The organism is Epilithonimonas sp. (assembly GCF_032055105.1).
Classification (GTDB): domain Bacteria; phylum Bacteroidota; class Bacteroidia; order Flavobacteriales; family Weeksellaceae; genus Epilithonimonas.
The window spans coordinates 170,352-194,320 of the sequence record NZ_DAMBRK010000005.1; the positions used below are offsets into that span (position 1 = coordinate 170,352).

The following is a 23,969-nucleotide window of genomic DNA, read 5'->3' on the forward strand; positions in this document are numbered from 1 at the left end:
CTCTCGAAGACAAATAAAAACGATATGCTCAATTACGAAATACAAGGAAACGGCTCCGAAAACTTAGTTTTGCTTCACGGTTTTATGGAAAACCTGTCGATTTGGGATGATATGATTCCGTTTCTGTCAGAGAAGTTCAAGCTGATAAAAATTGATTTGCCAGGTTTTGGAAAATCAGAAGTTGTAGCTGAAATACAAACTTCTGAAATAATGACTGAAGAAGTCAAAAAAGTTACGGATGAATTGGGCTTGACAGAATTTCATTTGTTGGGACACTCTATGGGAGGTTATATTTCTTTGGCGTTTGCGGAAAAATATCCTGAGCTTTTGAAATCATTTACTTTGTTTTTCTCCACTTATTTTGCTGATGACGAAGTGAAGAAAGAAACCAGAAGAAAAGGACTGAGAATCATCAAAGAAAATCTCAGAGCATTTGTCAACGCGGGCGTTCCCAATCTTTTCAACCCAAATGAACACGATATTTTAGAATCGAAAATCAAACTTGCAAAGGAAACCGCTTACACATCTTCCGTTGAAGGTGTTTTAGCGTCGCAAAAAGGAATGATAGAACGTATTGATAGAAAATCGGTTTTAGAAAACTTTGAAGGAAAAATACTTGTTTTATCAGGCAAACACGATTCCGCTGTCAATTCCGAAAAAACCATTAAAAATCTTCCCGACAAAACCAATATCAAGTCTTATGTTCTAGATTGCGGTCACAACGGACATTGGGAAAAACCCGAGATTTGTGCCTCGATTATTAATACAGAATTACTGCATCATTTACCTAAAAAACTTGTTTTTTAAAATGGAAATTATCTCAAAAATCCTAATTGCAATCGTCGCTCTGGAGCATCTTTACATCCTTTATATGGAGATGTTTGCTTGGGAGACACTTGGCAAAAAAACGTTTAAAACAATTCCGTCAGAACTTTTCAAACCCACCAAAAGTTTGGCTGCTAATCAAGGACTTTACAATGGATTTTTATCAGCCGGACTGATTTGGAGTTTGTTTATTTGTGACGAGAATTGGTCAAGAAATATTGCCGTATTTTTCCTTGGATGTGTTATTGTTGCGGGCATTTACGGCGCACTTACTGCTGCTAAAAAAATCTTTTTTGTTCAAGCATTACCAGCCATTATTGCCTTGGTTTTTGTTTTGTTGAGATAAATATTTGGGAGCTATTTCCCGCTATCCGCTATATCTTTTTTGTAATTGCGAATATAGTGAAGCAATCTGTTGAACTTTTTGGAAAACGCAATAACAAAAAAGGATGCCGCTACTATCGGGGCTATGAGTTCTGTCAATAATTCGAAGATTTTACATTAAAAAAATGTCATTCAATAAAAATCTAAATAATGCTTAGATTCTCACAGAATGACAATTGTATTGTTGAAAGATTGTTTAGATTAAAAATCCTCAGCTTCCACTTTTTCTTTGAAATCAGAAATAGTTTCCTCTATCGATTTGAAATACTTTCCGCCAGAAGCATTGATGTGTCCGCCACCGTTGAAGTGTTTTCTAGCAAACTGATTGGTATCTACAGAATCTTTTGATCGGAAAGATATCTTAATAAAATCCTCATAAAGATCTTCCATAAAGAAAACTGCCATTTTGGTTCCGAGAACACTTAGCCCGTAATTTACGAAACCTTCTGTATCACCTTTGTCAAAACCATATTCTTTTAGTTCAGAACGTTTTAGCCATAGGATTGCTACTTTTCCTTCTTTAGTCAACTCAATTCGGCTAAGAACGAGAGAAAGTAAATGAAGTCGAGAGATTGTATTTGTATCCCAAGTGTTTGACGTGATTATTGCTGGATCTGCACCTTTTTCAATCAAATCAGCAACAATTCTATGCGTTGTAGCACTCGTAGAACGGAATCGGAAGCCACCCGTATCTGTCATTATTCCTGTATAAAGACATTGCGCAATATCAAGATTCACAAGATTTTCATCATTATTGGCCTGGATAAAATGATAAACCATTTGGCAAGTCGCAGGAACTGTGGTGTCAGAATAGACGTAATCAAATTGTTCCGGCATCTGATGATGGTCAATCAAAACTTTTTTAGCTTTTGACTTGGTAACCCAATCGCCAAGAATCCCGATTCTGGTTGGCGAATTAAAATCTAAACAGAAGATAACATCAGCATTATAAATAGCTTCACCAGCCACTTTTCTTTTATATTCTCCAATAATGATTTGCTTTGCTTCGGGCATCCATTTTAGGAACTTTGGAAAATCGTTTGGTGTTATTACAATTGCATTTATTCCTTTTGTTTTCAAATAATGTTTCAGACCAAGAGAAGAACCAATGGCGTCTCCGTCGGGATTATGATGCGTTACAATAACGATATTGTTTTCCGGAACGAGGAGATGATTGATTTCTGAAATTTCTTTGTCTGTAAACATAAATGATGATAATTAAAGTCTCAAAGGTAAAACTTTAAAATAAAAAAATCGGCTCAAAGTTGAACCGATTTTTTTATTATGGATGGATCATTATTTTTTGATAATCTTCTGAACAAATTCTCCGTTAATTTTCAAATAATAAATTCCTGGAGTGAGATTTTTGATATTGATTTCTGTTTTGTCCGAACTGTTGCCCGAAATTGCTTTTACTAATTTTCCGGAGCTGTCCACGATTTCCATATTGGAGTTAGGCTTCAGATTTTCGATTTTCAAGAAATCGAAAACTGGGTTTGGAAAAACGTTAGACTTTTTTAACTCATTATTTTTTACGGAAAGGATTGCAGATTTAAAATAAATTGACTGAAAAATAGCATTACTAATTATCAATGTCTTTTCATTTCCATTATTTTGTATGGTGTAAAAATAGTTTCCATTAATTGCGAAAAAAGAACAGAGCAACCCAAAAAACTGGTTAACTTGGCCATTATCGCCCAAATAGTCTGCTAAAGTACAAGTCTTATTGCTTACTGTCAAGCTATTTTGTTCATTAAAAGTTACATCCGCCGAAAGCATATTAAAAAAGGATAAATTAAGACGATTCGGACTTGTTTCGAACTTTGTAACCTGCTGATAAGGCATAGACGGAGGTAATTGTTCTGTTGGGGACAATTCTCCCACAAACTTGCTAATTTTCCAGTCTGTATTTAGTAAATCAGGATTTTGGGAAAATCCAAATAGCCACAAAAAGCTGAATAATAATGTGTAAATTTTTTTCATAAACGCAAGTTTTTTTATTTGTTTATAAAGTTAAAACTATTTTATAATATTTTGTAAAACCTTGATATATTTAATGCTATAAGTTTTGAACTCTACGCTCAAAATTTCCTTACCTTTGTCGTTCATTTCAATTTCATTCAAAACAACAATGCACAAAGCAGGATTCGTAAATATTGTAGGGAAACCTAATGCCGGAAAATCTACACTTCTCAATCAATTGATGGGAGAGAAGCTGGCGATTGTAACCCAAAAAGCTCAAACAACAAGACATAGAATTTTCGGAATTTATAATGAAGAAGACCTTCAAATCGTATTTTCTGACACGCCTGGCGTTTTGGATCCAAAATATGGTTTACAGGAAAAAATGATGGATTTTGTAAAAGATTCTTTGCAAGATGCTGATGTATTTTTGTTTATTGTAGATGTGACGGATAAAAGTGAACAATCAGAATTTTTAATTGATAAACTGAACAAAATTCCTGTTCCCGTTTTATTATTATTAAATAAAATTGACCAAACCAATCAACAGGATCTAGAAAAAATAGCAACAGATTGGCACGAGAGAATCCCAAAAGCTGAGATTCTTCCGATTTCGGCACTTAACAATTTTAATTTGGATGTTATTCTTCCAAAATTGAAGGAAATGTTGCCTGAGAATCCGGCTTATTATGACAAGGATATGTACACAGATAAACCCGAAAGATTCTTTGTGAATGAGGCAATCCGTGAAAAAATTCTTCTTAATTATGACAAAGAAATACCTTATTCTGTAGAAGTAGTTACGGAGATTTTCAAAGAAAAAGAAGGTGTAATTATCATAGATTCGATAATCTATGTCGAAAGAGACACACAGAAAGGAATCATCATTGGTCACAAAGGCGAGGCAATCAAAAAAGTAGGAACCGAGGCTAGAATTGACCTTGAGAAATTCTTTAATAAAAAACTTCATCTTAATCTTTTTGTAAAAGTCAAAAAAGACTGGCGCAAAAATGATAGAGATCTCAAAAATTTTGGTTACCGTTAAAATCATCTAAAATCCTTTTCTATAAAGGATTTTTTTGTAGCTTTGAGTTAAATTCGATTTTAATAATGAGAAATTTTAATTCTACAAAAGTGAATGATAACGTTTTAAACGGACTAATATTAGTAATTAGACTATTTGTAGGAATATCAATGATGACTCACGCTTTGCCTAAATTCGAGAAATTAATTGCGAATGATAATATAGAATTTATAAATTTTCTAGGACTAGGATCTGCAATTTCTTTAGTATTGGTGGTTTTTGCAGAGCTTCTTTGTTCTGTTTTTATAATTTTTGGATTCATTACAAGGCTTGCTACAATACCTTTAATGATAACAATGCTTGTTGCGTTTTTTGTCGTTCATGGTTCAGATTCCTATGCAACAAAAGAATTGAGTTTGGTTTACTTTTTCTTTTACCTCACATTGTTGATCTTAGGCTCCGGAAAATTTTCTTTGGATTTTTTATTTTCTAAAAAAGAAGATCTTTATTAATTAAACCATTGTGCTACATAATCTTTAATAATTATCCAAAAATTTTTCCCCAGAAAATAAATTAATGTAGAAGTGATAATTCCTTTTACCGTAAAAAAAATAATTCCTCCAATTCCAAACTTTTTTAGCAGACTTTTCCACTTCGGCAATTTCTTTTCTTCGCTTGTCTCTTGCTGGTCTTCCATTTTTTTATTTTTCACAAAAATAAGAAAAATTCTACAGTTTAGATTTATTCAAAATAACTAAAAGTCAGGAAAAACTCCATTTTTTTTTAGCTCTCAAATCTTTTCTACAACGCTCCAACTTCTTTACTAACGATTGTTAGTTTTTAATTTTGCCGGTCAAATTATATTTTTATCTTTAGAGAATTCAAAAATTAAAAATATATGTCCTCAATTTCAATATTAGAAAGTCTTAAAAGATTAGGTATCTCAACAGAAAACAACGGAACTTCAACTGGATTAGAATTTTTCTCATCTGGTAATAAGATAGAAAGCAATTCTCCGGTAGATGGAAAATTGATAGCTTCTGTTAAAATCTCTGATGTTAATGACTACGAAAAAGTAGTTGCAAAAGCGCAGGAAGCTTATAAAGAATTCAGACAAATTCCAGCACCAAAAAGAGGAGATTTGGTTCGGCAATTTGGAAATAAATTGAGAGAATACAAAGACGATTTGGGTAAACTCGTTTCTTACGAGATGGGGAAATCTTTGCAGGAAGGTCTGGGTGAAGTTCAGGAAATGATTGATATCTGCGATTTTGCAGTTGGTTTGTCTCGTCAGCTCCATGGTTATACTATGCATTCTGAAAGACCTGGACACAGAATGTACGAGCAATATCATCCGCTTGGGATTGTTGGAGTGATTTCGGCTTTCAATTTTCCTGTGGCTGTTTGGAGTTGGAACGCGGCTTTGGCTTGGATTTGTGGAAACGTTGTGATTTGGAAACCGTCAGAAAAAACACCGCTTTGCGCCATTGCTTGTCAAAATATTTTTGCTGAAGTTGCAAGAGAAAATGGTTTGCCGGAAGGAATTTCAAACTTGGTAATTGCTGATCACGAGATTGGAGATAAATTAGTTAATGATAAAAAAATAGCGTTAGTTTCTTTCACAGGTTCTACCAGAGTTGGAAGAATCGTAGGGAAGAATGTCGCGGAACGTTTCGGAAAATCAATTCTGGAATTAGGTGGAAATAATGCGATTATCATTACAGAAAATGCGGATCTTAATATGTCAATCATCGGCGCAGTTTTCGGTGCGGTGGGTACGGCTGGACAAAGATGTACATCTACAAGAAGATTAATTATCCACGAGTCTGTTTATGATGAAGTTAAAAACCGTTTGGTAAAAGCTTACGGACAATTGAAAATCGGAAATCCGTTGGATGAAACTAATCACGTTGGTCCGCTTATCGACAAATCTGCAGTAAAACAATATCAAGATTCCATCGAAAAATGTAAATCGGAAGGCGGTAAATTTATCGTTGAAGGTGGTGTTTTGGAAGGTGAAAATTACACTTCTAGATGTTACGTAAAACCTTGTATAGCCGAGGTTGAAAACAGTTATGAAATCGTTCAGCACGAGACCTTTGCTCCAATTCTTTATTTGATTAAATATAAAACCCTAGACGAAGCAATTGCTTTACAGAACGATGTTCCGCAAGGTTTAAGTTCTGCAATTATGACTCAAAACCTAAGAGAAGCAGAATTATTCCTTTCCAACGGAGGCTCGGATTGTGGAATTGCAAACGTGAATATTGGAACTTCCGGAGCAGAAATCGGTGGTGCTTTTGGTGGCGAAAAAGAAACTGGAGGCGGACGCGAATCTGGTTCCGACGTTTGGAAATATTATATGAGAAGACAGACTAACACCATCAATTATACCACCAGCTTACCTTTAGCACAGGGAATTAAATTCGATTTGTAAATGAAAAAATGTATTTTTTTAACATTAACATTTTTATCATTTTTATCTTGTTCTAGAAATGAAGATGATTTCAAAATTCCTCAAAATGAATGTGGAATTGTTACCGCAAAAACATACAATTATCAATTTGATGATGTGACAATATCAACTTCTAGTTTTGATGTCAACTTCAGCAAGTTCACTTTTGAATATGATTCTCAAAAAAGGATCAATAAAGTAATAGGAAGTTTAATTGCAGGTTCATCAGGAGATCTAGGTGCTTTCTATCTAAGTAATATTGCATCAGACGAAATCACATACTCAGGAAATACAGTTTCAGTTAAAATTTCAGTAAATATGACAACAAGGCCTTATGATAAAGAATTTGTTATTGATAATGGTAAAATTATAAGTCGAAAAGTTACTTCAAAATATCCCTTTTTAAATTCTGATCCAGTAATTTATACATATGAATATTCAGGTAATCAAATTCTGGAAAAAACAAATGACAGACTTATAAAAACTTTGACTGTTGAAAATGGAAATCTTACCAAAGTTATAAAATGGAGGTATGATTTAAATGGAAATGTCAATGGCAAAATCGAAGTTATTTATTCTGATTATGATACTCAGGAAAATCTTCTAAAAGGAAAATTCTTTATTAATGGTGCTTTTTATATGGCATTCTCCAAAAATATTTATCATAAGACTGATTCTAAATCTTATGATTTGGAAAATGGAGTATATGTTTTTAATGGGAATTTTTATAATGCAACTTTTGACCCTACACAAACCACAAATTATTTTGAAAAAAACTGTAATTAAAAATACAAAATATGATAACGACTACAGAAAATAAAGTAAAAGAAACACTCGGAAAACACATCCTTGCAGATGGTTTCGATTTTGTGATGGATTACGAAAAATCCCACGGTTCTTACATTGCAGACCGATTAACAGGCAAAGAATATCTCGATATGTTCTCTATGTTTGCATCAGCTTCTGTTGGATATAATCATCCTTACATTTTGGAAAAAGCCAATTGGCTGGGGAAAATGGCGATTTACAAGCCAACTCTCAGCGATGTTTATCTTCAGGAATATGCAGATTTTATGGAGGTTTTTTCCAGAGTTGCAATTCCGAAAGAATTACCTTATAGCTTTTTCGTAGAAGGTGGCACTTTGGCTGTAGAAAATGCTTTGAAGACGGCTTTTGACTGGAAAATCAGAAAGAACTGGCAAAAGAATATTGAGAAAGAAGCAGGAATGGTTATCCATTTCAAACAATCTTTCCACGGAAGAAGTGGTTATACATTATCATTGACCAACACTTCTGACCCAAGAAAACACCAATATTTTCCAAAATTCGATTGGCCAAGAATTAACAATCCAAAACTGAATTTCCCAATCACAGAAGATAATTTGGAGGAAACGATCAAGCACGAGCAATTAGCATTATTGCATATCCAAGAAGCGATTTTGGCGAATCCTGATGAAGTGGCTTGCGTGATTATCGAACCAATCCAAGCAGAAGGTGGAGACAATCATTTCAGAAACGAATTCTTTATTGAATTAAGAAGAATCTGTGACGAAAACGAAATCCTTTTAATTCTTGACGAAGTCCAAACTGGAATCGGAATGACGGGGAAAATGTGGGCTTTCCAACATCTTGACATTATTCCGGATGTGATTACTTTTGGAAAGAAAACTCAGGTTTGTGGAATTCTTGCCAATAAAGAAAAACTGGACGAAGTAGAACATCACGTTTTCAAAGAAAGTTCCAGAATCAATTCCACTTTTGGGGGGAATTTCATTGATATGCTTCGTTTTCAATTGGTTTTAGAAATTATTGAAAATGAGAACTTGGTTGAAAATTCAAGAGTTGTTGGAGAGTTTTTATTAAATGGTTTGAAGCAGTTGGAACAAAAATATCCTGACCATATTTCTTCGGCAAGAGGAAAAGGTTTGATGTGTGCTTTTGACCTCAAAGATGGAGAAAGCAGAGAGTGGCTGAGAAGTAAGCTTTACGACGAAGGAATTATCATTTTGACGTGTGGTGACCAGTCGTTGAGATTCCGTCCGCATCTTAATGTAACGAAAGAAGAAATTCAAATTATTTTAGATAAAATTAATTCAATATTTGAGAATTTAATATAAGGAATTTTAGATTTTGATATTTTTTTCATAAATTGCTATGCTTTAACAAAATCAAAATCAAAATTATGGATGCAACAACTAGAGTAGCTGTCTACGAAAGTAGCAGTCCACAGGAGATTCAGCTTATGAAATCTAAGCTGGAAGATGCAGGAATCAAATGCGATGTTGAAAATTCTTACTTAAGTTTTTTGTCAACTCCCACTGCAACCAATACTTTTATTAAAGTTGATATCAATGACGAGAAAAGAGCGTTTGATATCATTGATGAATATTTAAAATCAAATCAAAATTGATTTCATATTTTTAAATTTTACGTTTTACAGAAGTCGGGTTCAAATTGATTTGAGCCCGATTTTTTTATTTTAAATTTTCATTAATTGTTTTAATATTTATTCAGGTAAAATCCTTATCATTGTAATCCGAACGGGGAATTAGCTCATCTGGCTAGAGCGTTAGACTGGCAGTCTAAAGGTGACGGGTTCGATCCCCGTATTCTCCACTTAAATATTAAACTTCTGAAATTCAGAAGTTTATTTTGTTTTATGGCAAGAAATTTGTATTCATTACTTCAAATATTCGAGTTCATAGAAACCTGATTATTGATTAAAGGGGGCACTAGTTGCCCTCTTAATTTTTTATACTGCATCGAATAATTCGTAGTAAAAAATATTATCAATTCTAAATTTCTTCTAAATTCAAAATATAAATTCGCTGAAGAAAAATTCCGATATTTATAAAATAGAACTACTGATGAAAATCCTGATTATAGAAGACGAAACCGAATTGGCGAAAAGTGTTGCAGAATACCTTTCCGAAGAGAACTATCTGTGTGAGTTTGCAGAGACTTTCACGGATGCGATGTATAAAATAGAGACATTTCAGTACGACTGTATTATTCTCGACATTATGCTTCCAGATGGAAACGGACTCAAGATTTTGGAAGAGTTAAAATCTCAAAATAAACAAGACGGCGTCATCATTGTTTCTGCAAAAAATGCTTTGGATGATAAAATTAAAGGTTTGCAATTAGGAGCCGACGATTATCTCACAAAACCGTTTCATTTGTCGGAATTGATGGCAAGAATTTATTCTATTATTCGTAGAAAACAATTCAATAATTCTAATATCATTACTCAAAATGAATTACAAATTGACCTTTTATCCAAAACAGTTTCTGTTAATAATGAAGTGATTGCATTGACTAAAAAAGAGTTTGATTTACTCATTTATTTTATCGGTAATAAAAACAAAGTCATATCGAAAAGTACTTTAGCAGAGCATCTTTCAGGAGATTTTGCAGATATGTTGGACAACCACGATTTTGTATATGCCCACGTTAAAAATTTAAAAAAGAAATTGAACGATGCAGGTTGTGAGCAGTATCTAAAAACGGTATACGGAACTGGCTACAAATGGGAGGCAAGTTAGTTATGAATTATAAAGGATGAATTATGAATGAAAAGAAAAATGTTTTGAAGGATAAGAGTTTTAGTTTTGCGATAAGAATTGTAAAACTTTACAAATATCTTGTAACAGATAAAAAGGAATTCGTATTAAGTAAGCAATTGCTAAGAAGTGGAACTGCAATTGGCGCATTGATTCGAGAAGCTCAAAATGCTGAAAGTAAAGCAGATTTCATTCATAAACTCGCTATTGCTCAAAAAGAATGTGACGAATCTCTTTATTGGCTCGAACTTTTATTTCAAACCGAATATTTGTCTTCCGCAGAATACGAGAATATTAATAATGATGCATCAGAAATATTGAAAATGATTCGTAGTGCAATCATTACAACAAAAACAAAAAACTCATAATTTATAATTCATAACTTATAATTCTTCGTGAAGCCGTTATTAAACAAAACCACAAAACCCTTCATTATTTATGTCCTGATTATTCTGGTAATCAGTATTCCTGTGTATTATTTGGTGGTCGATGCTATCTGGAAACACGAGCTGGATGAACATAACAAGATTGTTGCTGAAAAAACGTCATCTCAAATCAATAGTCTAAAATTATCCGATGAAAAATTAAATGAAACGATAAAGCTCTGGAACGATGTACAACCGACCACAAACATACAGAATGTAAAGAAAAACGACAATTTCAAAGACAGTATTTTCATTGTAGAAAAACCACACGATTTTCTGGATTTTGAAGACATTGACCGGTTCAGATGTTTGTCGAAGATTATCTATCTCAACCAAAAACCTTATCGTTTCAATATAGAAACCAATATTGAGGAATCTCAGGAAACTATTTTTTTCATCTCGGTGACAACAGTTATTCTTTTTATTCTGATTGTCGGCGGATTGTTATTCCTTAACAGAAGACTTTCAAAATCTGTTTGGAAACCTTTTCGAAATACTTTAGACAAATTAAAGACCTTCAATCTAAATCAACAAACTAAGATTGAATTTTCTAAAACTGATGTTTCCGAATTTGATGAACTTAATCAATCATTAAGTAAGCTGATAGAACAAAATATTTCGGTTTATAAAACACAGAAAGAGTTTACAGAAAACGCTTCTCACGAGTTGCAGACACCTTTGGCGATTCTGAAAAACAAACTCGATATTCTTTTGCAAAATCAAGACTTGACGGAAAAACAATATCAAATTGCCGAAGAAATGAACCGCGCTTTGTCCAGAAGTTCCAGAATCAATAAAAACCTTTTGTTACTAGCAAAAATTGAAAATAATCAGTTTGAAAATTCTGAAATACATTTGGATGAATTACTGAATCAAAGTATGGAAATTTTACAGGAACATTTTGAACAGAAAAACATCTCGATAAACACTGAAATTTCCTCTAATGTAAAAGTGAACGGAAATATTGGATTAACCGAAGTTTTGATTAATAATTTAATTTTAAACGCTATTCGGCATACTTCAATTAACGGTTCGATTTCTATTAAATTAAACAATTCTGTTTTCGAAGTTTCTAATTCCGGAACAGAAAAATTGAATTCAGATTTGCTGTTCAAACGGTTTTCAAGGTTCTCGAAAGACAATAACGGAAGCGGACTTGGGCTTGCAATTGTGAAAGAAATCTGCAAATCTCAGAATTGGACTATTGATTACAGATTCGAAAATAATAATCATATTTTCTCGGTAAAACTGTAAATTCTAAATTTCTTCTAAATTGAGTTTCATCTTTACACGTTTTTAAACGCGTAAAAAGTAATGATTCTTAAAAAATTTCAAAAAATATTTGACAGCAGATTTGCCGTTTTATTCTCAATTTTAAGTTTATATATTTTATTCTCATCCCTTATCAGGATTGGATTTTTATTCTGGTCTTCAAAGGATTTAGATTTCAATTTGTTCTATATTTTAAGGGCATTTTTCACAGGATTCTGCTACGATTTTGCGGTTGGAACTTTATTTTTATTACTGTATTCAATTTATCTTTTGGTTTTTCCGAAACGATGGGTTGGTTCCAGATTCGATAAGATTTTCACGTATGTTTATCTGGCGATTGTCCTTCTCATCATCTATTTCAGTTTGTTGGCAGAGATTCCTTTTTGGGATGAATTTGGAGTGAGATTCAATTTTATTGCGGTTGATTATCTGATTTACACTTACGAAGTGATTTCGAACATCAACGAATCTTACCCGTTGCCATTAATCATTTTTGTATTGGTTGCGTTGATTGTTTTAACCTTCGTTTTCCTTCAAAAAAGAAAAATATTCAGAAATACATTTTCAGACAAAAGACCAATTTCCAGAAGATTTGCATTTTTTTCTTTATTGATTCCGGCTTTAATTTTAAGTTTAATATTGAAAAATAAACAGGCAGATTTCAGCAACAATTTAGTTTTAAATGAATTAGGAAAAAACGGAACATTCTCATTTTTCACCGCTTTCAAATCCAATGAACTAGACTACGAAACTTTCTATCCGAAAATTGATGATAAAGAAGCGTATTCTGTTCTGAAGAAAAATCTTTTACAGGAAAATCAAGCTTATGTTTCCAACAAATGGGACGATATTTCCAGAACTACAAAATCTGAAAATGAGCAACGTCCGAATGTCATTCTGATTGCGATAGAAAGTTTCAGCGGAGATTTTTTGAAAGCTTTCGGGAACAAAGATAATCTTACTCCAAACTATGATAAATTGGCTAACGAAAGCATTTTCTTTACCAATCTATACGCAACCGGAACCAGAACAGTGCGTGGAATGGAAGCTTTGACTTTGTCCGTTCCGCCGACTCCTGGAAATAGTATTGTGAGAAGACCAGATAATCAGAATTTGTTTTCTGTGGCTACTATTTTTAAAGAGAAAAATTATCAGCCTTATTTTATTTACGGTGGCGACGGTTATTTTGATAATATGAATAATTTTTTCGGAGGGCAAGGCTTTGATATTGTGGACAGAAATCGTGGAAATCCTTTGTCAGACGAAATCAAAACACAACGTTTCAATATTCCGGACAACGAGGTGAGTTTTGAAAATGCGTGGGGAATTTGTGATGAAGATTTGTACAAGCAATCGATTAAATATGCTGATAAAAGCAGTAAATTAAACAAACCGTTTTTCCAGTTTGTGATGACGACTTCCAATCATAAACCTTACACTTTTCCAGCCGGAAAAATCGACCTTTCACAAGGCAACAGAAATGGGGCTGTGAAATATACCGATTATGCTTTGGGGAAATTTTTGGCTGATGCAAAAACAAAACCTTGGTTCAAAAATACTGTGTTCGTCATCGTTGCCGACCATTGTGCGAGCAGTGCCGGAAAATGGGAAATCAATATCGATAAACATCATATTCCAGCCATTATTTACAATCTTCCTCAAAAAGCGGAGAAAATCAATCGTCTGACTTCTCAGATTGATTTGATGCCAACTTTATTCGGTTATCTCGGTTGGAATTACACGACAAGTTTGTACGGAAAAGACATTAATCAGACTATAATTGGCGATGAATGCGCTTTCATCGGAAATTACAGAACTTTGGGAATGTTGAAAGGTAATATTTTCACTCAGATTGATGACAGAAAAAAGGTAAAACAATTTGCCGTAAAAGATTCTGACAAGTCCTTGAAAGAAATTAAATCTAAAAATCCACAACTAGTTTCTGAGACAATTTCTTATTACCAAACCGCGAGTGAAAGATTTAAAAACGGAAAAATGAAAGCGAAATAATTTTCTTCAAAATATCTTCTAAATCAGGTTGCACCTTTGTAAAGTAAAATTTATGGTGTAACCTTTTTTTATTAGTAAAAATGATTGTTGAAGTTATTTTATTGTTCTTCGGAACCATTCTCGCATTCTGGCTGAGTGCGATTTGCGGAGGCGGTGCAAGCCTTATTTTAATTCCAATTTTAAATCTTTTGTTACCGGCTTCTGTTGTTCCGTTTTCATTGACAATCGGGACGTTTACGAGTTCAGTTTCAAGAATTGCGGTTTTCAAGAAACATATTAACTGGAAAATTTTCTTTTGGTTTGTTCCGTTTTCGATTCCTGCGGTTTTAATGGGCGCTTACCTTATCAAATATATCAATCCGAATTATCTGCAATTGATTGTAGCCTTTTTCCTTATTGCCAATGTTCCTCAACTTTTCAAAAAAGTAAAGAACGACGAAACAGATGAAAAAGCGTCTCCGAAATATGTTTTAGCAATCATCGGTTTTCTGGCAGGATTTGTTTCCGGAATTACAGGCGCGATTGGACTTTTGTTTAATCGATTTTATCTGAAATTCGGATTAAAAAAAGAAGAAATTGTTGCGACACGTGCGGCGAATGAGGTTTTTCTGCATCTCATCAAATTAGTGATTTATATTTCTCTTGGATTGTATTCCAATCTTGCTTTATGGCTGGGATTAGCGATTGCTGTTGCAACGATTATTTCGTCTTATACTGTAAAATATATTCTTCCTTACTTGAGTGAAAATCTCTTCAGAAAAATTGGGTACGGAGCAATGGTTGTTGCCGGAATTACTTTGCTGATTGGAACTTCTGATAAAATCATTCAGCAAGATAAATTGGGCGTTACGATTGCAAAAAATGAATCGATTATCTCGTGGAGGTCGACAGATTTTGTGATTGAATTTGCCTTCGATGACGGTTTGGAAATTGAAAGACCAATTCATCCCGAAGAATTACCCAATCATCTTAAAACCAAATATGATTCTCTGAAAAATCATTACGATGTCATTCATCTGGAAAAAGTTTTCACTTTCCGAAACGAACCTTCCTACGAATTCTATTGTTACAAAGACAATCAGCTTACCAAATTTGAAAGTTAATTTAGAATTTATTATATATGAAACTAATATTCTCAAGCTTATTAATTATTTTATTAAGTTCTCAAAACCTTTTGGCTCAGGACAGTTTAAACGTGAAAAAAGATTCTATTGACAGTGTTTCTGTTCCTCATTTGCCTCTTGATAAAGCTTATCAGTTCAGTTACAAGAAACTAATTATCCCAGCTGCATTTATAGGTTACGGTGTTGCAACTTTGAAAATTGATAAATTAAAACAGCTTAATTTCTCCACAAGAACTGAAATTAACGAACATCAGCCAGACCACATCAGATTGGATAATTACACGCAATTTGCTCCTGCCGCTTTGGTTTATGGATTAAATGCTTTTGGAGTTGAGGGAAAACATCATTTCCGAGACCGAAGCATCATCTACGGAACATCATTACTATTGGCTTCCGCTGTTGTAATGCCTACAAAACATTTGGCAAAAGAAGAAAGACCCGACCAATCGAATCGGTTGTCGTTTCCTTCCGGTCACACGGCTTTTGCATTTGCATCCGCACAGTTTATGTACAGAGAATATAAAGACACCAATTTCTGGCTGGGAGTTTCCGGTTATTCTTTTGCAGTTTTCACAGGTGTTTACAGAATGTTGAATGACAAACATTGGTTCAGTGATGTGATTGCAGGAGCGGGAATCGGGATTTTGTCTATGGAAGCTTCTTACTGGTTGTATCCAAAAATCAATAAATTATTAACAGGAAAAAATAAGAATTCTTCAACGATGGTTACGCCTTTCTATCAGAATAAAACGGCAGGAATTGGGTTGGTGAAAAATTTTTAAAGACATTAATTTCATTTAGTTTATGAATTAATAAATCTAGATTTCATTTCAAACTCTTGTTTAATTTAGATAAGTATCCTATTTTTGTTAAGTTATCGGAAAAACGAATGCTAATTGAGGAAAAACTATTTTTTAAATTGAATTAAATGAAAAAATCTGTACTACTCATATTATTCTCGATATTGATGGTCTCTTGTGGAACTTCTAAATCCGCAAAAAAATATTCTTACAAAAAAACAACAACTTATAAATCTGCCAATCTCAAAAAACTGAATTCCAATTATTCAGGAAATGTTTCAGGAACCCGAGCTTCTGTTATTAATGATGCGGAACATTATCTGGGAACACCTTATAAATATGCAGGCAATACAAAAGCAGGCTTTGACTGTTCCGGTTTGGTCTGCAAAGTTTTTGATGAAAATAATATTAAAATGCCAAGACGTTCCGCAGATCAAGGTAAAGAAGGGGTTTCTGTTGATGTTTCCAGAGTAAAACCTGGTGATCTTCTCTTTTTTGCCACAGCAGGCGGATCTGCAGTAACTCACGTAGGGATTGTTAATGAAATTCTCAATGGAGAGGTTACATTTGTACATTCTTCTACATCCAAGGGCGTAATCATTTCTTCTTTAAATGATGCTTATTGGAATAAAGCATTTCTTTTTGCGAGAAGTGTTCTATAATTTATTATTTTTGCCAAAGGATATAATGATGAGGTTCAATAATTTTTTTATTGGACTTTTTTATTTTATTAAAAACAATTATTAATCAATTATAACTAAGAAATGTCTTTACAGGAAAAAATTGAAAAAGCTTGGGATAACCGCGAACTTTTGAAAGAAGAAGAGTATCAGAATGCCGTAAGAGAAGTAGTTGCGAAGCTGGATGCAGGAGAACTGAGAACAGCTGAGCCAACGGAAAACGGATGGCAAATCAATGAATGGGTAAAGAAAGGTGTGGTAATGTATTTCCCAATCCAGACAATGGAAACCATAGAAGTTGGTCCTTTCGAATTCCACGATAAAATTCCTTTGAAGAAAAATTATGCAGAGAAAGGTGTAAGAGTTGTTCCTCACGCCATTGCAAGACACGGAAGTTTTGTAGCGAGCGGCGTAATTATGATGCCTTCTTACGTTAATATCGGGGCTTATGTAGATTCAGGAACTATGGTTGATACTTGGGCAACTGTAGGAAGCTGTGCTCAGATTGGTAAAAACGTTCACTTGAGTGGAGGTGTAGGAATTGGAGGAGTTTTGGAACCATTGCAAGCGGCGCCTGTAATCATCGAGGATGATGCGTTCATTGGTTCTCGTTGTATTGTTGTAGAAGGTGTTCGTGTTGGGAAAGAAGCAGTTTTAGGAGCGAATGTTTGTCTTACAATGTCCACTAAAATTATTGATGTAACCGGTGATGAACCTGTGGAAATGAAGGGTTACGTTCCGGAACGTTCCGTCGTGATTCCTGGAAGTTATACTAAGAAATTCCCGTCTGGAGAATATCAAGTTCCTTGTGCTTTGATTATCGGAAAAAGAAAGGAATCGACAGACAAGAAAACATCCTTGAATGATGCGTTGAGAGAAAATAATGTAGCAGTTTAAATTAAAAAATCCTTAATTTTCAAAGCCAATAGTGAAAAGCCATTCGCCATAAGCAAATTATTGATTTTAAACTTATATTTGTCATTTTAATGAGAATTAAATTTCTTGTTAGGATGACATTTTTAATTAATAACCTAAGACAACATTGAAAGATAAGTTATTGAAATTGATTTCCGATTACAGAATTATTTTTGTAATCTACATTATAGTCTCCGCCGTTACAGCTTACAGTAAATACAAAAGAGGAACAGGTGGTTACAACAACTACTTGATTTTCAAAGGGGTTTTTTACAACACGTTGCAGGAGAAAAATATTTTTCTGCAATATCCCGATTTGTTTTTTGACAGCAATCATTACGGCGTATTTTTTAGTCTTTTGATTGCGCCTTTTGCAATGTTGCCAGATGGTTTTGGTGCAGTTCTATGGAACGTTGCGATTACTTTGGTTTTTCTTTATGCCATTTACAAACTCCCATTTTCTGACAGAAAAAAATCATTTTTCGCCTGGCTTTGTTTGCAGGAATTCATCACTGCGGCTACTTATTTTCAGTTTAATATTATCTTGACCGGATTGTTGATGTTGTCGGCAATTTATATTTATGAAAGAAAAGAAGCGCAGTCTGCATTTTCAATTCTCATTGGAACCTTTGTTAAAGTTTACGGCATTGTTGGTTTATCAGCTTTCTTTTTTATTAAAAATAAATTTAAGTTTATACTAAGTTTCATCATTATTGCAATCCTGTTTTTTGTTTTACCAATGCTGATTTCCAGTCCGAAATTTGGTGTTCAGTCTTATATCGATTGGTATGTTTCTTTGTCTGGAAAAAACCTTGAAAATCAGGCTTTAGGTACAAGACAGGATTATTCATTGATGGGTGTTGTGAGAAGGATTTTACAAAATCCCAATATTTCAAATCTGGTTTTTCTGATTCCTGGAGCAATTGTTTTTATGTTGCCATATCTCAGAATCAAGCAATATAAATATTTACCATTTCAATTGATGATTTTAGCCTCAACATTATTGTTTGTAGTGCTTTTCAGTTCAGGTTCAGAAAGCCCAACTTACATCATTGCGGTGGCAGGAGTAATGCTTTGGTTTTTGATGCAAAAGAAATTGACTAAAATAGACATTGGATTATTGATTTTTGTGATGATTTTCACTTGTTTTGCATTTTCGGATTTATTTCCAAAATCAATTAAAGAAGGTATTTTTATTAAATATTCTACGAAAGCAATTCCGTGTATAATGATTTGGCTCCGAGTGATGTATGAATTGCTGACAAAGGATTTTGAGAAAGATTATCAATTAGATTAAATCATTTGAACTGATGAAAAAGATTTCCATCATAATTCCCGTTCATAACGAAGAAGGCAATATTGCGCTGATTCATCAAAGAATTAAAACCGTCTTTTCAAAGCTCCAAAATTACACCTTCGAGCTAATTTTCGTGAACGATGGAAGTAGGGACAATTCTCAGACGATTTTGGAACAATTAAGTCAGGAATTTGATAATGTCAAATTCATAGAATTCTCCCGTAATTTTGGTCATCAACCCGCCGTAAAAGCAGGAATAGATTTTGCAAACGGCAACGCTGTGATCTCGATGGATGCCGATTTGCAACATCCGCCAGAACTGATTCCAGAACTTATAGAAAAATGGGAAAATGGTTTTGATGTGGTGTTGACTAACAGAAAATATCCGGAAGAAATTTCCTATTTCAAGAAAAAAACATCAGAGATTTTTTACCACTTTCTATCCAAAATTTCTGATGTCGATTTGAAAAAAGGCGGCGGTTCCGATTTCCGATTGATGGATGCTAATGTTATCCAATCTTTCAGAAATTTTAACGAAGACGATTTGTTTCTCAGAGGACTCACGAGCTGGATGGGTTATAAACAAACCACAGTCAACTTTCTTGCAGGGACGAGAAATGCCGGCGAAAGCAGCTATAATCTTAAAAAAATGATGAAGTTTGCTTTTACAGGAATCACCGCTTTTAGTGTGAAACCATTATATCTGGCGGCGTATTTGGGTTTTATATTTTCGGCTTTTTCAGTAATTGGTTATGCGATTTATGTGATTGAATCTTTTGTGTCTGGAACAGAAATCTCAGGTTGGGCATCGCTCATTATGACCATCGTTTTTTTTGGTGGTTTACAATTGATAATCTTAGGAATATTCGGAATTTATTTGGGTAAAATTTTCAAACAAGTCAAAGAAAGACCCAATTATATTATTCGCTCGAAAAATTTTTAGGATTTAGTTTTTTATAGCAAAGATTTTCTTATTTCTTAAAAAATCTTCGCATTAAGATTCAATTATAATACATTTGCAAATATCAATTAATTAATGATTTTACTAAGTTTCGATATCGAAGAATTTGATATGCCTCTGGAATATAACGGCGAGATTCCTTTGGAAGAACAATTGGCGGTTTCCCGAAAAGGTTTGCAGAATATTCTTAGAATTCTGAAAGAAAATCAAATCAAAGCTACTTTTTTCTCGACAGTTGTTTTTGCTGAGAATAATCAAGATTTGGTTCAGCAATTACTTTCCGAAGGTCACGAATTGGCTTCTCACACTTGGTTTCATTCGGAGTTTGAGGAGAAACATTTGGCTGAATCAAAACAGGAATTAGAAAGATTATTTGATGCAAAAGTGGTTGGACTAAGAATGCCGAGAATGAGTCCTGTTTCGGAAGATGCGGTTTCTGATGCCGGTTATTTTTATAATTCGTCTATCAATCCAACTTATTTACCCGGAAGATATAATAATTTCAAGGTTAGTCGAAAACCATTTTGGCAGAAGAAAGTGTTGCAATTTCCGGCTTCGGTTTCTACGATGTTTAGAGTTCCTTTGTTTTGGTTAAGTTTTCATAACTTTCCACTTTGGATTTATAAATTTTTGTCCAAATTATCATTAAGTTCAACAGGGTTTTTGAATATTTACTTTCATCCTTGGGAATTTGCAGATATTTCAAATCCAAAATATAAACTGCCGGCATTTACTTTTAAAAATACAGCAGAATCGATGGAAAGTCGTTTCGATGATTTTATTAAATGGGCAAAAAAAAATAATTATCAGTTTTCTACTACCAGAGAATTTTTGGAAAATTGGACTCAAAAAAATAAAAATTAATGAAGATTGCTTACGACGCCAAACGTATTTTTTCCAGCTGGTCTGGTTTAGGAAATTATTCCCGCGATTTGGTTCGGGTTTTATCTACGTATTTTCCGGATAATCAATATTTATTATTCAATAAAAAAAAATCTGAACGAGGCGAAGCAATATTAAAATTGCCCAATGTGACTTTCGTCCAGACAACAAAAGGCACACTTTCCCGACAGCTGAAAACTGGAATCGATGCACAAAATAACGATGCGGACATTTTCCACGGTTTATCAGGTGAATTACCTTTGCGATGGAACAAAAAACCGATTAAAAAAGTCGTTACCATCCACGATTTGATTTTCGAACGATATCCAGAATATTACACGTGGATTGACCGGAAAATCCACTTTTGGAAATTCAAAAAAGCAGCGCAATCTGCGGATAAAATCATTGCGATTTCGGAACAAACTAAAAAAGATATTATCCATTATCTGAAAGTTCCGGAAAGTAAAATCGAAGTAGTTTATCAAGGTTGTCACGCCAGTTTCAAAGAAAAACAATCGCAGGAAATTCTCACTCAAATCAAAGAAAAATTCAATCTTCCCGATAAATTTCTTCTGAATGTCGGAACTATTGAACCAAGAAAAAACTTATTGAATATTATAAAAGCTTTGAAAGATTCCAAAATTCCATTGGTTGTAGTTGGAGCAAAAAAGCCAAAATATTTCAAAGTAATCGAGAAAGAAATCAAGAATGGAAAAGTAGAAGTTCAATTTCTTTCTGGCGTTTCTATGGAAGAATTGGCTGGGATTTACAAACTTGCTGAAATTTTCATCTACCCGAGTTTTTTCGAAGGTTTTGGAATTCCTGTCATCGAAGCTTTATTCTCAGAAACCGTTGTGATTACAAGTAATACGAGTTGTTTACCTGAAGCGGGCGGGCCAGATTCTGTCTACGTTAATCCGGAAAGTGTTGAGGATATACGAGCCAAAATTCTTTTTCTCTGGGAAAATGAATCCGAGAGAAATCGTCGTTTGGAAAAAGGTTTGCAGTTTGTTCAGAAATTCAATGATGAAACGATTGCTGACGAAATGATGAAGGTTTACGTAAAAGTTTAAAATTATGAGTTTTCGAATCTAAAATCTTGAACCGAATATCGCAGAACCAACTCTTACAGAATTAGAGCCAGATTCAATAGCAATCGGAAAGTCTCCGCTCATTCCCATTGATAAAGTTTCTAATGGTTTTAGTTGAGATAATTCATCAAAAAGGTTTTTGAGAATAGAAAATTCTTCACGGATTTGAGTCTCATCATCTACAAAACTTGCCATTCCCATTAAACCTTTTATTTCAATATTTGGAAAATTACCTTCAAGATATTGATTGAAAATGTTTTTTGCTTCATCTGTTGTTAAACCAAATTTAGTGTCTTCTTTAGCGATTTTCACTTGAAGCAGAACATTGATTTTTCTATTGTTTTTTAAAGCTTCTTTATCAACTTCTTTCAAAAGTTTTTCACTGTCAATGCTTTCTATCATTGAAACGAAACTAGCAATGTATTTCACTTTGTTAGTTTGGAGATGACCTATGAGATGCCATTCTATGTCATTGGGAAGAACAGGTTGTTTTTCCAACAGTTCCTGAACTTTGTTCTCTCCAAAAACCTTTTGTCCCAAATCATAAACTTCTTTGATTTTCTCCGAAGGATGATTTTTGGAAACCGCAACTAGTTTTACATTTTGAGGAAGCTGAGAAAGGATATCTTGATAATTTTGTTCGAGTGACATTATAATTGAATTTAGAAAAATCTGATGCAAAAATAGAGATTAATTATGTTATAAAATCAGTTTAAGAATTGGTCTAAAATTCGTAAATTTGAGGAAATTTTATTTCGAATAATAATCACAAAAAATATGAGTCAATTTGATGTAACCGTTATCGGTTCTGGTCCTGGCGGATATGTAGCAGCAATCAGAGCTGCACAATTGGGTTTCAAAACAGCAATTATTGAGAAATATCCTACTTTGGGCGGAACTTGCCTTAACGTGGGTTGTATCCCTTCCAAAGCTTTGCTTGACAGTTCTGAACATTTCGAAAAAGCAAAACACGAGTTTGCTGATTACGGAATCATCATCAACGAGCCGAAAGTTGATTTGGCAAAAATGATTGAGCGTAAAAATGGAGTAGTAGAGCAAACAACAAAAGGAATCAATTTCCTAATGGACAAAAACAAAATTAGTGTTTTTGAAGGTGTTGGAAGCTTCGAATCTGCAACTCAAATCAAAGTGACGAAAAATGATGGTTCATCAGAAACCATCGAATCAAAATATACAATCATCGCAACAGGTTCAAAACCTTCAAGCTTACCATTCATTACATTGGATAAAGAAAGAGTAATCACTTCAACAGAAGCTCTTAACTTGAAAGAAGTTCCTAAACATCTTGTTGTTATTGGTGGTGGAGTTATCGGATTAGAACTTGGTTCTGTTTATTTGAGATTAGGTTCTCAGGTAACTGTGGTTGAGTTTATGGACAAAATCATTCCGGGAATGGACGGTTCTTTGTCAAAAGAATTGCAGAAAGTTCTTAGAAAACAAGGAATGAAATTCGAACTTTCTACAGCGGTTTCTGCAGTGGAGAGAAACGGAGATTCTGTAAAAGTTACTGCTAAAAACAAAAAAGGCGAGGAAGTAACTTACGAAAGTGATTATGTTCTTGTTTCTGTTGGAAGAAGCCCTTACACAGATGGACTTGGATTAGAAAAAGCGGGTGTTGAGCTTGACGAAAGAGGAAGAGTTAAAACAAACGACCATCTTCAGACTAATGTTTCTAACATCTATGCAATTGGAGACGTTGTTGCAGGTGCAATGTTGGCTCATAAAGCGGAAGAAGAAGGGACTTTGGTTGCTGAGATTTTGGCTGGACAAAAACCTCACATCAATTATAATTTGATTCCTGGAGTTGTTTACACTTGGCCGGAAGTTGCTGGAGTTGGTAAAACAGAAGAACAATTGAAAGCTGAAGGTGTAGATTATAAAGTAGGAAATTTCCCAATGAGAGCTTTAGGAAGAAGCCGTGCAAGTGGCGACACAGACGGATTTGTAAAATTGCTTGCAGATGCGAAAACAGACGAAGTTCTAGGTTTTCATATGATTGGAGCAAGAGCTGCAGATTTAGTAGCAGAAGGCGTTATGGCAATGGAGTTCCGTGCAAGTGCAGAAGATATCGCTAGAAGTTCTCACGCGCACCCAACTTACGCAGAAGCTGTAAAAGAAGCTGCTTTGGATGCGACTGGGAAGCGTGCGATTCATATGTAAGATTTTAAAACAATATATTTAGAAAGAGAGGCTTTTGTCTCTCTTTTTTGTTTTTAAAGATAATTATAATAGAATATCTGAAATCTAATGTCTAATATCTAACATCTAATCTCTTTTT

The 23,969-nt window shown here is 33.9% G+C and carries 25 protein-coding genes and 1 tRNA gene; 22 read left to right on the plus strand and 4 right to left on the minus strand.

Features of this window, described 5'->3' with window-relative positions:
- Nucleotides 1-24 precede the first annotated feature (24 nt).
- Both RTY06_RS06200 and RTY06_RS06205 read left to right on the plus strand, forming a co-directional pair.
- Complete coding sequence (locus RTY06_RS06200) at nucleotides 25-807, plus strand: alpha/beta fold hydrolase (protein WP_312823591.1); 783 nt, start codon at nucleotides 25-27, stop codon at nucleotides 805-807.
- Between the two features lies 1 nt (nucleotide 808).
- Nucleotides 809-1,171, plus strand: coding sequence for a DUF1304 domain-containing protein (locus RTY06_RS06205; protein WP_312823592.1), 363 nt, complete (start codon nucleotides 809-811; stop codon nucleotides 1,169-1,171).
- Between the two features lie 239 nt (nucleotides 1,172-1,410).
- Here RTY06_RS06205 and RTY06_RS06210 read toward each other — a convergent pair whose 3' ends face one another.
- Entirely contained in the window at nucleotides 1,411-2,415 is a 1,005-nt protein-coding gene (locus RTY06_RS06210) for a bifunctional oligoribonuclease/PAP phosphatase NrnA (protein ID WP_312823593.1), read from the minus strand.
- A 90-nt stretch (nucleotides 2,416-2,505) separates the two neighbouring features.
- Nucleotides 2,506-3,192, minus strand: a complete 687-nt coding sequence (locus RTY06_RS06215; RefSeq protein ID WP_312823594.1) for a T9SS type A sorting domain-containing protein — start codon at nucleotides 3,190-3,192, stop codon at nucleotides 2,506-2,508.
- A 148-nt stretch (nucleotides 3,193-3,340) separates the two neighbouring features.
- Here RTY06_RS06215 and era point away from each other — a divergent pair, with 148 nt between their 5' ends.
- Both era and RTY06_RS06225 read left to right on the plus strand, forming a co-directional pair.
- The gene (gene era, locus RTY06_RS06220) at nucleotides 3,341-4,216 is read left to right on the plus strand and encodes a GTPase Era (protein WP_116035022.1); all 876 of its coding nucleotides are present in this window, start codon (nucleotides 3,341-3,343) and stop codon (nucleotides 4,214-4,216) included.
- A gap of 65 nt (nucleotides 4,217-4,281) precedes the next feature.
- The gene (locus RTY06_RS06225) at nucleotides 4,282-4,707 is read left to right on the plus strand and encodes a DoxX family protein (RefSeq protein ID WP_312823595.1); all 426 of its coding nucleotides are present in this window, start codon (nucleotides 4,282-4,284) and stop codon (nucleotides 4,705-4,707) included.
- Here the strand turns inward: RTY06_RS06225 and RTY06_RS06230 are convergent.
- Nucleotides 4,704-4,907 carry a hypothetical protein gene (locus tag RTY06_RS06230; protein WP_312823597.1) on the minus strand — a complete coding sequence of 68 codons (204 nt, stop codon included), beginning with the start codon at nucleotides 4,905-4,907 and terminating at the stop codon, nucleotides 4,704-4,706. The two genes, RTY06_RS06225 and RTY06_RS06230, sit on opposite strands and share 4 nt — an antisense overlap.
- A 186-nt stretch (nucleotides 4,908-5,093) precedes the next feature.
- On the opposite strand from RTY06_RS06230, the gene RTY06_RS06235 reads away from it, so the two are divergent.
- From RTY06_RS06235 to RTY06_RS06315, 17 genes are all read left to right on the plus strand, one after another.
- A complete protein-coding gene (locus RTY06_RS06235) occupies nucleotides 5,094-6,632 on the plus strand; it encodes an aldehyde dehydrogenase family protein (RefSeq protein WP_312823599.1) in 1,539 nt (512 codons plus the stop codon).
- Nucleotides 6,633-7,436, plus strand: coding sequence for a hypothetical protein (locus tag RTY06_RS06240; RefSeq protein ID WP_312823601.1), 804 nt, complete (start codon nucleotides 6,633-6,635; stop codon nucleotides 7,434-7,436).
- A gap of 11 nt (nucleotides 7,437-7,447) precedes the next feature.
- Complete coding sequence (gene lat, locus RTY06_RS06245; protein WP_312823603.1) at nucleotides 7,448-8,767, plus strand: L-lysine 6-transaminase; 1,320 nt, start codon at nucleotides 7,448-7,450, stop codon at nucleotides 8,765-8,767.
- Nucleotides 8,768-8,832: 65 nt separating this feature from the next.
- Entirely contained in the window at nucleotides 8,833-9,060 is a 228-nt protein-coding gene (locus RTY06_RS06250) for a DUF2007 domain-containing protein (protein WP_312823606.1), read from the plus strand.
- Between the two features lie 132 nt (nucleotides 9,061-9,192).
- A tRNA-Ala gene (locus RTY06_RS06255) sits at nucleotides 9,193-9,266 on the plus strand.
- Between the two features lie 251 nt (nucleotides 9,267-9,517).
- Nucleotides 9,518-10,195, plus strand: coding sequence for a response regulator transcription factor (locus RTY06_RS06260; RefSeq protein WP_312823608.1), 678 nt, complete (start codon nucleotides 9,518-9,520; stop codon nucleotides 10,193-10,195).
- A gap of 23 nt (nucleotides 10,196-10,218) precedes the next feature.
- The gene (locus tag RTY06_RS06265) at nucleotides 10,219-10,581 is read left to right on the plus strand and encodes a four helix bundle protein (RefSeq protein WP_312823610.1); all 363 of its coding nucleotides are present in this window, start codon (nucleotides 10,219-10,221) and stop codon (nucleotides 10,579-10,581) included.
- A 27-nt stretch (nucleotides 10,582-10,608) separates the two neighbouring features.
- Entirely contained in the window at nucleotides 10,609-11,892 is a 1,284-nt protein-coding gene (locus tag RTY06_RS06270; RefSeq protein WP_312823612.1) for a HAMP domain-containing sensor histidine kinase, read from the plus strand.
- A gap of 198 nt (nucleotides 11,893-12,090) precedes the next feature.
- Complete coding sequence (locus RTY06_RS06275) at nucleotides 12,091-13,920, plus strand: LTA synthase family protein (protein WP_312823613.1); 1,830 nt, start codon at nucleotides 12,091-12,093, stop codon at nucleotides 13,918-13,920.
- An 80-nt stretch (nucleotides 13,921-14,000) separates the two neighbouring features.
- On the plus strand, nucleotides 14,001-15,023 hold the full coding sequence (locus tag RTY06_RS06280) for a sulfite exporter TauE/SafE family protein (RefSeq protein ID WP_312823614.1): 1,023 nt from the start codon (nucleotides 14,001-14,003) through the stop codon (nucleotides 15,021-15,023).
- Between the two features lie 17 nt (nucleotides 15,024-15,040).
- Nucleotides 15,041-15,826 (plus strand): phosphatase PAP2 family protein, encoded by a 786-nt coding sequence (locus RTY06_RS06285; protein WP_312823616.1) that lies wholly within the window; start codon nucleotides 15,041-15,043, stop codon nucleotides 15,824-15,826.
- A gap of 146 nt (nucleotides 15,827-15,972) precedes the next feature.
- Entirely contained in the window at nucleotides 15,973-16,506 is a 534-nt protein-coding gene (locus RTY06_RS06290; RefSeq protein WP_312823617.1) for a C40 family peptidase, read from the plus strand.
- Nucleotides 16,507-16,608: 102 nt separating this feature from the next.
- Nucleotides 16,609-17,421 (plus strand): 2,3,4,5-tetrahydropyridine-2,6-dicarboxylate N-succinyltransferase, encoded by an 813-nt coding sequence (locus RTY06_RS06295; protein WP_312823619.1) that lies wholly within the window; start codon nucleotides 16,609-16,611, stop codon nucleotides 17,419-17,421.
- Between the two features lie 145 nt (nucleotides 17,422-17,566).
- The gene (locus RTY06_RS06300) at nucleotides 17,567-18,736 is read left to right on the plus strand and encodes a glycosyltransferase family 87 protein (RefSeq protein WP_312823620.1); all 1,170 of its coding nucleotides are present in this window, start codon (nucleotides 17,567-17,569) and stop codon (nucleotides 18,734-18,736) included.
- A gap of 13 nt (nucleotides 18,737-18,749) precedes the next feature.
- Nucleotides 18,750-19,679: a glycosyltransferase family 2 protein gene (locus RTY06_RS06305; protein WP_312823621.1), complete on the plus strand. Its 930-nt coding sequence runs from the start codon at nucleotides 18,750-18,752 to the stop codon at nucleotides 19,677-19,679.
- Nucleotides 19,680-19,772: 93 nt separating this feature from the next.
- A complete protein-coding gene (locus RTY06_RS06310; protein WP_312823622.1) occupies nucleotides 19,773-20,561 on the plus strand; it encodes a polysaccharide deacetylase family protein in 789 nt (262 codons plus the stop codon).
- Complete coding sequence (locus RTY06_RS06315) at nucleotides 20,561-21,652, plus strand: glycosyltransferase family 1 protein (RefSeq protein WP_312823623.1); 1,092 nt, start codon at nucleotides 20,561-20,563, stop codon at nucleotides 21,650-21,652. The genes RTY06_RS06310 and RTY06_RS06315 overlap by 1 nt, the downstream gene beginning before the upstream one ends.
- 18 nt (nucleotides 21,653-21,670) lie before the next feature.
- Here the strand turns inward: RTY06_RS06315 and RTY06_RS06320 are convergent, their stop codons facing one another.
- Nucleotides 21,671-22,321: a YggS family pyridoxal phosphate-dependent enzyme gene (locus tag RTY06_RS06320; RefSeq protein ID WP_312823624.1), complete on the minus strand. Its 651-nt coding sequence runs from the start codon at nucleotides 22,319-22,321 to the stop codon at nucleotides 21,671-21,673.
- A gap of 126 nt (nucleotides 22,322-22,447) precedes the next feature.
- Between RTY06_RS06320 and lpdA the strand changes: the two genes are divergently transcribed.
- A complete protein-coding gene (gene lpdA / locus RTY06_RS06325; RefSeq protein ID WP_312823626.1) occupies nucleotides 22,448-23,851 on the plus strand; it encodes a dihydrolipoyl dehydrogenase in 1,404 nt (467 codons plus the stop codon).
- Nucleotides 23,852-23,969: the final 118 nt, after the last annotated feature.